General features: G+C 71.3%; 8 protein-coding genes. 5 read left to right on the forward strand and 3 right to left on the reverse strand.

What is annotated here, in order from left to right:
* Together ACRDSK_RS30205 and ACRDSK_RS30210 are read left to right on the forward strand one after the other, a co-directional pair.
* Positions 1-1,574, forward strand: a 1,574-nt coding sequence (locus ACRDSK_RS30205) for an MFS transporter (RefSeq protein WP_431444785.1), incomplete at its 5' end; no start/stop codon positions are given.
* A gap of 9 nt (positions 1,575-1,583) precedes the next feature.
* Positions 1,584-2,066, forward strand: coding sequence for a DUF2771 family protein (locus ACRDSK_RS30210; protein ID WP_431444786.1), 483 nt, complete (start codon positions 1,584-1,586; stop codon positions 2,064-2,066).
* A 33-nt stretch (positions 2,067-2,099) separates the two neighbouring features.
* Here the strand turns inward: ACRDSK_RS30210 and ACRDSK_RS30215 are convergent, their stop codons facing one another.
* From ACRDSK_RS30215 to ACRDSK_RS30225, 3 genes are all read right to left on the reverse strand, one after another.
* Positions 2,100-2,486 carry a cold-shock protein gene (locus ACRDSK_RS30215; protein ID WP_431444788.1) on the reverse strand — a complete coding sequence of 129 codons (387 nt, stop codon included), beginning with the start codon at positions 2,484-2,486 and terminating at the stop codon, positions 2,100-2,102.
* A 116-nt stretch (positions 2,487-2,602) separates the two neighbouring features.
* The gene (locus tag ACRDSK_RS30220) at positions 2,603-2,986 is read right to left on the reverse strand and encodes a VOC family protein (protein WP_431444789.1); all 384 of its coding nucleotides are present in this window, start codon (positions 2,984-2,986) and stop codon (positions 2,603-2,605) included.
* A gap of 117 nt (positions 2,987-3,103) precedes the next feature.
* Entirely contained in the window at positions 3,104-4,762 is a 1,659-nt protein-coding gene (locus ACRDSK_RS30225; RefSeq protein WP_431444791.1) for an AMP-binding protein, read from the reverse strand.
* Between the two features lie 141 nt (positions 4,763-4,903).
* On the opposite strand from ACRDSK_RS30225, the gene ACRDSK_RS30230 reads away from it, so the two are divergent.
* The 3 genes from ACRDSK_RS30230 to ACRDSK_RS30240 all read left to right on the forward strand — a co-directional run.
* On the forward strand, positions 4,904-5,401 hold the full coding sequence (locus ACRDSK_RS30230; protein ID WP_431444793.1) for a DUF4231 domain-containing protein: 498 nt from the start codon (positions 4,904-4,906) through the stop codon (positions 5,399-5,401).
* A complete protein-coding gene (locus ACRDSK_RS30235) occupies positions 5,398-5,865 on the forward strand; it encodes an SLATT domain-containing protein (protein ID WP_431444794.1) in 468 nt (155 codons plus the stop codon). The genes ACRDSK_RS30230 and ACRDSK_RS30235 overlap by 4 nt, the downstream gene beginning before the upstream one ends.
* Before the next feature lie 54 nt (positions 5,866-5,919).
* A partial coding sequence (locus ACRDSK_RS30240) for a TIR domain-containing protein (RefSeq protein ID WP_431444796.1) occupies positions 5,920-7,064 on the forward strand: 1,145 nt, incomplete at its 3' end.

A 7,064-nucleotide genomic window follows, 5' to 3' on the forward strand; every position in this document is an offset into this window, starting at 1 on the left:
GGCGAGACGTACCGCAGCCGCGCCGCCAGCTGCCGCCGGAGACCTACGGTCCGGACGGCTACGCGCCGGACTATCCCGAGGACGCCCGGGAAACTCAGCAACACCGGGAAGTGCCGCAACACCGGGAACCCCCGCGCCGGCAGACCCCGCAGGAGCGCCCGGCCGCCGCCCCGCAGTACCCCAAGAAGCTGACCGTCACCCGCGTCGCCGCGCTGCGCGGCCGGCAGCTCACCGGCAACGCCGTCCGCGCGTTCCGCCGCGCCGCGAACGCCGACGGCGCCGACAAGTCCGGCCTCACCGCGCTCACCTACGCGACGATGCTCAACTACGCGAGCGACGCGGCGATGGCCGTCGCGCTCGCCAACACGCTGTTCTTCTCCGCCGCCAGCACCGACTCGTCCAAGGGCAAGGTCGCGCTCTACCTGCTGATCACCGTGGCGCCGTTCGCGTTGGTGGCGCCGGTGATCGGCCCGGCACTCGACCGCATCCAGCGCGGCCGCCGGCTCGCCATGTGCGCCGCGTCGATCGGGCAGGCGCTGATGTGCGTGATGATGGCGACCAACTTCGACACCTGGCTGCTGTATCCCGCCGCGCTCGGCAAGATGGTGCTGTCCAAGTCCTTCACGGTGCTGAAGGCGGCGGTCACGCCGAGAGTCGTGCCACCGGAGATCACCCTCGCCAAGACCAATGCGCGGCTCACCGTGTTCGGGCTCGTCGCCGGCGCGGCGTTCGGCGCGGTCGCCGCGTTGGTGCTGCAGATGTTCGACTCGCCGGGCGCGTTGTGGTTCACCGCGCTGATCTGCGGCGTCGGCGCCGTGCAGGCCATGCGTATCCCCGCCTGGGTGGAGGTCACCGAGGGCGAGGTGCCGGCGTCGTTGCGGGCCGACCCCGCGAAGACCGCCCGACAACCGATGGGCCGGCACGTCGTCGTGGCGCTGTCCGGCAACGCGACGGTGCGGCTGCTCACCGGCTTCCTGATGATGTTCGCCGCGTTCGCGGTGCGCGAGCAGACCGATGGCGACGCGTTCAAACAGCTGCTGCTGCTCGGCGTGATCGCGGGCGCGGCCGGCGCGGGCAGCTTCCTGGGCAACGGGATCGGCGCGCGGATGCATCTCGGCCATCCCGAACAGGTCGTGCTCGCCTGCATCATCGGCGCCCTCGGGTCGACCGTGGTGGCCACGCTCCTGCCGAGCATCGGCACGGCCGCGATCGTCGGGCTCGTCGGCGCCACGGCGAGCGCCATCGCGAAGAACAGCCTCGACGCGGTGATCCAGGACGACCTGCCGGAGGAGTCGCGCGCGTCGGCGTTCGGCCGCTCGGAGACCGTGCTGCAGCTGTCCTGGGTTTTCGGTGGGGCCATCGGGATTTTACTGCCCGCGACGTTCTGGCTCGGCTTCCTCGTGATCTCGATCCTGCTCGCGATCGGCCTGGTGCAGACCATGCTGACCCGGAAGGGCGCGTCGCTGTTGCCGTGGTTCGGCGGCGACCGGCCGATCCGCCCGTGGCGCGCCGGCGCGCCACGCGGGTTCACGCCGAGCCCGGCCGTGCGCGAGACGCCCGAGGAGCGCCCGTAGTCTCGGCGCGTGCGCACGCTCGTCCTCGCCGCCGCCGCGGCGCTGCTCGTCACCGGCTGCTCGGCAGAGCCGGAGACGCCGCCCCCGCCGCCCAGCATCGACTTCTCGGTGGCGGCGAAAACGGTCAGCGCGAAGCCGTTCCTCTACTGCACCGTCGAGATCAACGAGTGCAAGCGCGACACGACCGCCCAGGTCAAGCTCGAGGCCGCGCCCGGCACGCCGGTGCGGGTGCGGGTGCCGAAGCAGGTCGCGGACACCCCGTGGTCGGTGGTGATCCAGTACCGCACCGCGGCCGGCGAGCAGCGGGAGCCGGAGACCGTGGCCACGTTCGGCCCGGGCAAGCAGGACACGTTCGAGGCGAAGCCGCCCGCTGCCGGGGACCAGCTGCAGACCGTCGAGGTCAAGCAGGCCGGCGGCAAGCTCGTGCAGGGCGAGTCCGGTCCCGAGGCCGTGACCCGCGGCGTGTGGTCGGCCGCGGTCGAGCCGGCCTGATCAGGCCGGCCCGGGCCGGCTACTCGGTGCCGCCTACGGGTCCAGCTCCCGGGCGACCGCGCGGACCACGTCCGCGATTCGCTTGGTGGCCTTGCGATCCGGGTAGCGGCCGCGGCGCAGGTCCGGCTGGACGCTGGCCTCCAGCATCTTGATCATGTCCTCGACGAGGCCGTGCAGCTCCTCGGCCGGCCGGCGGCGGGCCTCCGCCACCGACGGCGGCGGGTCCAGCAGCCGCACCGACAGCGCCTGCGGCCCGCGGCGGCCGTCCGCCACGCCGAACTCGATGCGCTGGCCGGCCTTCAGCCCCGGCACACCGGCCGGCAGGGCTGACGACCGGACATAGACGTCCTCGCCGCCATCCTGTGTGACGAACCCGAAGCCCTTCTCCGAGTCGTACCACTTGACCTTTCCGGTCGGCACAACGGTCACCTCCACACACAAATGAACGCGCCCCGGGGCGTACCCAGGACGCGTCAGTCCAGCCTAGGCCACCCCGGGGCGGCGGGGATAGCCGGTTTGGCCGCTACCGGTGCCGGTCAGCCCGCCACCTCGTGGATGCACAGGATGTTGCCCTCGGTGTCACTGAACCACGCCGCCTTCTCGTTGCCCAGCTCCGCGATGTGGTCGACCGTCCTCAGGCCCGGCAGGTCGTAGTCGGCGAAGGCCACGCCGCGGCGCTCGAGCTCGCGCATCTCGCCGCGGATGTCGGACACCTCGAAGCTCAGCGTCGTGCGCCCGCTCTGTGCACCGGGATCGGCGGGCAGGAGCCCGATGGCGTTGCCGTTGCCGGTGTCGAAGATCCGGCTGCCGTCGGCGGCGACGGCGCGCTCGTGGAGCCCCAGCTGGTCGGCGTAGAAGCGCGCGGCGCGCTCCACGTCGGTGACCGGGAGCATGGTCGTGGTGGTGGACTTGGCGAGCATGTGGCCTCCTCGTGGCCCGTGCGCCTCGGTGGGGCGGGCGCAGCGCACTCATGGTGCGCCTCGCCGCCCACCCCGAACCAGGACCGCTTCGGTGCCGAACCGCCTGGTCACACGTGGTCAGGCGTGCTTGGCCGCCGCGACGTCCGCCAGGCCCAGCAGCTCCACCGACGTCTCGCGCATCTCCACCTTGCGGATCTTGCCGGTGACCGTCATCGGGAACTCGTCGACGATGTGCACGTAGCGGGGGATCTTGTAGTGCGCGAGCTTGCCGGTGCAGAACTCGCGCAGCGCCTCGGCCGTCACCTCGGTCGCGCCCTCCCGCATGCGGACCCAGACCATGAGCTCCTCGCCGTAGCGCTCGTCCGGCACGCCGATCACCTGTGCGTCGAGGATGTCCGGGTGGGTGTAGAGGAACTCCTCGATCTCCCGCGGGTAGATGTTCTCGCCGCCGCGGATGACCATGTCCTTGATCCGGCCGGTGATGTTGAGGTAACCCTCCTCGTCCATCACCGCGAGGTCGCCGGTGTGCATCCACCGCGCGGCGTCGATCGCCTCGGCGGTCTTGTCCACCTGTTCCCAGTAGCCGAGCATCACCGAGTACCCGCGGGTGCAGAACTCGCCCGGCGTGCCGCGCGGGACGGTCAGCCCGGTCTCCGGGTCGACGACCTTCACCTCGAGGTGCGGGTGCACTCTGCCCACAGTGGACACTCGACGGTCGACGCTGTCGTCCGCGCGGGTCTGGGTCGACACCGGCGACGTCTCGGTCATGCCGTAGCAGATGGTCACCTCCGCCATCCCCATCCGCTCGATGACCTGCTTCATCACCTCGACCGGGCACGGCGAGCCGGCCATGATCCCGGTGCGCAGGCTGGACAGGTCGTGCGACTCGAACGACGGGTCGGCCAGCTCGGCGATGAACATCGTCGGCACCCCGTACAGCGACGTGCACCGCTCCGCGGCCACCGCCTCCAGCGTCGCCTTCGGGTCGAACGCGGGCGCCGGGATGACCATGCACGCGCCGTGGCTCGTGCACGCGAGGTTGCCCATGACCATGCCGAAGCAGTGGTAGAAGGGCACGGGGATGCAGACCCGGTCGGCCTCGGTGTAGTTGCAGAGCTCGCCGACGAAGTAGCCGTTGTTGAGGATGTTGTGGTGCGAGAGCGTGGCGCCCTTGGGGAAGCCGGTGGTGCCCGAGGTGTACTGGATGTTGATCGCGTCGTCGGCGGTCAGGTTCTGCTGCAGCTCGGCCAGGTGCGCGGCCGACCCGCCCCGGCCGGCGGCGACCAGGCTCGTCCACTCCTCGCCGCCGATCAGCAGGACGTCCCGCAGCCCCGGGCAGTCCGGGCGCACCTCCTCGATCATCGCGGCGTAGTCGGAGGTCTTGAAGCTGCGGGCGGCGACGAGCGTGCGGATGCCGGCCTGGTTGAGCACGTACTTCAGCTCGTGCACCCGGTAGGCCGGGTTGATGTTGACGAGGATCGCGCCGATCTTGGCGGTCGCGTACTGGGTGAACGTCCACTCGGCACAGTTCGGTGCCCAGATGCCGACCCGGTCGCCCTTCTCGACGCCGAGGTCGACGAGCCCCAACGCGACCGCGTTGACCTCGTCGGCGAGCTGTCGGTAGGTCCATCGCCGCCCGGTGGCCGCCTCCACGAGCGCGTCGCGGTCGCCGTGCGCGGCGACGGTGCGGTCGAAGTCATCACCGATCGTGTCGCCGAGCAGCGGTTTGTCCGATGTGCCGGACACGTAGCTGACCTGGCTGGGGACGGTCGTCATGTCGCACCTCCTCGTGCCGCGTGGCACTGGTCACCATCTTGCCCACCGGTCGGGGCGGTGGCGCAACCCCGGCGGCCGTAACAAGGCCGTCGCGGCGTGCGACGGAAGTGTGCGAACAGCGCGACGAGCGAAGGACTCCCCATGGCGCCGCACCTGTTCGCGCGCTGGCCGTCGCTGCGGTCGCCGCGGACGTCGTACCCGGTCGTCTCGGCCGAGACCCGGGAGAAGTACCCCGCGCTGGCGGCGGACCTCGCGGTGCTGGAGGAGGAGGTGTCGCCGGCGTTCCACGAGTCCGACCTCGCCGCGCTGGACTTCCAGAACCGCTACCGCCGCCAGCAGGTGACGATCCTGCTCGGGTCGGTCGTGGTCAGCGGGCTCGGCGCCGTGCAGGCCTTGCTCGCCGACCAGCGCTGGCCGGGCTTGTTGCTGGCGCTGCTGGGCTTCGCGCTCGCCGGGACCAGCAGGGCGACGCACGAGCTGGGCGCGCAGCGCGTCTACCTCCGCGAGCGGGCGAAGGCCGAGCGGCTTCGTGCGGTCCATTTCCGGTTCCTGTCGCGCACCGGCCGCTACGCCGGCGAGGACCGGATCGTGGCACTGCGCCGCGCGGTGGTCGCGATCCGGAAGGGGAACGAGCCATGACGGCCGACCGGGCGACGGAGTTCCACACGCTCTACCGCGAGCTGCGCATCCACGACCAGAGGGAGTTCTACGAGGGCCGGCGCGACGAGTACCGCAGCGCGCACCAACAGGCGATCATCGTGCGCAACGCGTTGCTGTTCGCCGCCGGGGTCGCCGGCGTGGGTAGCCAGTTCGCCGACGGCACGCTCCGCTCGGCGATCGCGATCGTCGCCGCGGTGCTCGCCGCGCTGGCCGGCGCCGTGACCGCGTTCAGCGCGCTGGTCGGGTTCTCCTGGCTGGACAAGTTGTACGACGACGCGGGGCACAACCTCGCGGAGGCGGAGATCGACTGGCGTGCACTCGACCCGCACGGTGACGTCGAGAGTGGTCTGGAGCGGGTCGAGGAGATCTTCCGCAAGGAGACCGGTCAGTGGGGTCAGCTGGCGGTGCAGGCGGAGTCGGCGCCCGACGACCGACATCCGTGACGGACAACCCGCAACGATCTCGCCGCTTTCCGCGACCAAACATGACGAGTGGACATGACGGCGAAGGGTACGACGGTGAGCCTGTTCGTCAGCTACACGCGTGCGGACGAGGCCCTCGTGCGTCTGATCCGGGAGGACCTCGAGCGGCTGGGCCGTTCGGTGTGGATGGACCACCAGATCCACGGCGGCGAGTCGTGGTGGCGAGAGATCATCCGCGAGATCCAGCGCGCGGACCTGTTCGTGTTCGCGCTGTCCAACCATTCGTGGCGCTCCAAGCCGTGCCGCCTCGAGCTGCGCTACGCGGAGCGGCTGGGCATCCCGGTGCTGCCGCTGCAGGTCGGCTCGCTCGACTCGATGTTCATCTCCCTGGCGGAGCGCCAGATCATCGACTACCAGGGCCGAACCGCCGATGCTGTCGTGCGGCTCGTCGCGGCGCTGAACGAGCTGACCGCGCAGCCGGTCGTGCTGCCGGATCCGCTGCCGGAGCCGCCGGAGGTGCCGTTCGAGTACCTCTATCGAATCGCGGCGCTGATGGGGCCGGAGCGGATCTCGCCGGAGGCGCAGGACAGCCTCATCGCGCAGCTGCGCAGCAAGCTGAAGGAGGAGGATGACGAGGTCGCGAGGGCGGACATCGTCAAGCTGCTGCGAGAGCTGGGTGGCCGCTGGGAGCTGACGGTCCGCAACTCCCGCGAGATCGACGAGATCCTGGCCGGCGTGACGGCGAAGTCCGTTCCCGCCCCGGACGACGGGGCGACGCGCCTGCCGCCGATGTCACAGCTGCACACGGACGGCGGTGCCGCCGAAGAGGAGCAGACCGAGTCCTACGTGGACGGACTCGGGTCGGCCGCGGAGGCGCCCGCCGAGTCTTCGCCCGCGGGGCCGGCCGGGTCGTTCGCGCAAGCTGGTCCGTCTGGGCAGGCGGGGCTGGCGGGGACGCCTGAGCAGGCCGAGCCGACAGAGCAGGCCGAGCCGACAGAGCAGGCCGAGTCGACAGAGCAGGCCGAGCCAGCCACGCAGGCCGGGCCGACTGTGCCTGCCGTGCGGGCGGAGGGGACTGGACACACCGAGGCGGCAGGGCGGGCCGTGCCGGCCGAGTCGGCTGAGGCGGTTGGCCAGGCGGCCATGCAGGCGGAGATGACTGGGCCGCCCGAGCCGACCGGCCAGCCCGAGCCGGCTGGCGAGGCCGAGCCGGCTGGCGG

Source organism: Actinophytocola sp. (assembly GCF_050699915.1).
GTDB lineage: Bacteria > Actinomycetota > Actinomycetes > Mycobacteriales > Pseudonocardiaceae > Actinophytocola.